Here is a 1,985-nt window from a genome sequence, read left to right on the forward strand (position 1 = left end):
GCATATAAAGGCTATACAATTATAAAATGGTAAAAGTTTTCTCCACTTCTTAACACAAATTTCATTAAAATAATTTTCAGAATCTGTAATGTTCCATTTTCAAATCAAGTTAAAGAGGCTTCATGCAACAAACTAGAATACATACAGACCGTTCCAATATTGTCTGGTTTCATCGTTTTACAGATGTTCTAATCCCTATATTCTCCCTTGTAGCGATAACTCAACTATTCTCTGAACAATGGCATGACCGCTATCTAATTATGGGGATATTAGGTGGATTGCTATTCATTTTTTCTGCCCAGTTCGTTGGAATATATGTTAACTGGCGCGGACGCTCCCTATTTTCCAGCTTTAAACTAATCCTGTCCGCCTGGCTTCTTACTTGGGTAAGCCTGATCGCAATAGCTTTTTTAGCTAAAGATGCTCAAAATTTTTCCAGAATAATTATCGTTGAATGGGCGTTACTCACACCAGCGCTATTAATGGGTTATCGTTTAATTTTGCGTTTATTTCTGGGTAACATAAGAGCTTCCGGCAAAAATCACTCTAGGGTTGCCATACTAGGAGCGGGACAAATCGGCTTAAACATTGCGGAAACATTCCAAAGCAACCCTTGGCTTGGGTACAAAGTTGTTGCCTTTTTTGACGACAACCCCGAACTTCAAGGAGAAAAATTCGGAAAAATTCCCGTCCTTGGAAGCACATTAGAAATTGCCAATGCAGCAAAAAATGGTGACATAGACGAAGTATTTATTTGCTTACCTCTAAGAGCAGAGCAACAAATTAAACATATCCTTACTGAACTGACGGACTCAACAGTTATTGTTAAATTCATTCCGGATCTTTTCAACTTTGACTTAATGCACGCAAAATGGGTAGACGTTAACGGAATCCCAGTAATCAGTGTATTCGACACACCTTTAAGTTCAAAAACTTCAGCTCTACTTAAACGTATTGAAGACATTATTCTGTCAAGCATCATCTTAACCCTAATTAGTCCAATTATGTTTGTTTTAGCAATTGGAGTGAAGCTTACCTCACCTGGCCCAGTATTCTATAAGCAGACTAGAATAGGCTGGAATGGAAAAGAGTTTTCAATGCTAAAATTTAGATCAATGCCAGTAGATGTTGAAAAATCAGGAGTTCAGTGGGGTAGTGCTAAAAACAAAACCAACACAAAATTCGGTCAATTCATTCGAGCAACGAGCCTAGACGAACTCCCACAATTCTTAAATGTTCTGAAAGGAGATATGTCTATCGTTGGTCCAAGACCTGAGCGAGACGTTTTTGTTGAGCAATTCCGAAAAGAAATCCCAAGATACATGCAAAAACATATGGTTAAAGCTGGAATTACTGGTTGGGCACAAATTAATGGATGGCGAGGAGATACTTCTCTAGAAAAAAGGGTGGAGTTTGACCTTCACTACATAAACAATTGGTCAATCTGGTTAGACCTAAAAATTATATTTTTGACAGTCTTCAAAGGGTTCATCAATAAAAATGCCTATTAATTCTATTAGAGAATTGTAGTGGTCTAATAAACCCTGAAGTGAATCGCCACTAATCTGCTAGACGCTTTCTAGCCTCATCTCGTAGCGCTTCTCGTATTCAGCAGGAGAGAGTTGCTGATTATTCGAGTGGCGACGTTTGGAATTGTAAAACATCTCAATGTAATTGAAGATGTCTTGTTTCGCTTCATCGCGAGTTTTATAGACTCTGCGTTTAATTCGCTCGCGTTTCAGCAGTTGGAAAAAGCTCTCCGCAACCGCATTGTCGTGGCAATTCCCTCGACGGCTCATACTGCCTTCTAGTCCATTCACTTTCAGGAAGTGGTTACTGAAGTGGTCAACAAATCCCGAACGAATTTTTAAGTTTTTCTTCTGTAACTGCTGGCGGTTGTCCGTCATTGAAAGAATGCGGTCTTTGCCAGTTGTAGTAGTTCATTAAATAATTGCCAATATCTCTCTTAGCTTCTTCAAAAGATG

1 protein-coding gene and 2 pseudogenes are annotated in these 1,985 nt (G+C 38.7%); 1 reads left to right on the forward strand and 2 read right to left on the reverse strand.

Features of this window, described 5'->3' with window-relative positions; translation table 11 throughout:
* The first annotated feature begins 122 nt into the window (after window positions 1-122).
* Complete coding sequence (locus H8792_RS12295) at window positions 123-1,511, forward strand: undecaprenyl-phosphate glucose phosphotransferase (RefSeq protein ID WP_185979292.1); 1,389 nt, start codon at window positions 123-125, stop codon at window positions 1,509-1,511.
* 57 nt (window positions 1,512-1,568) lie between these two features.
* Here H8792_RS12295 and H8792_RS12300 read toward each other — a convergent pair.
* A pseudogene (locus tag H8792_RS12300) lies at window positions 1,569-1,829 on the reverse strand (IS3 family transposase); the annotation flags it as partial.
* Window positions 1,830-1,845: 16 nt separating this feature from the next.
* Window positions 1,846-1,985, reverse strand: a pseudogene (locus tag H8792_RS12305) (IS3 family transposase); the annotation flags it as partial.

The sequence above is a fragment of the Thiomicrorhabdus heinhorstiae genome (genome assembly GCF_013391765.2).
GTDB lineage: Bacteria > Pseudomonadota > Gammaproteobacteria > Thiomicrospirales > Thiomicrospiraceae > Thiomicrorhabdus > Thiomicrorhabdus heinhorstiae.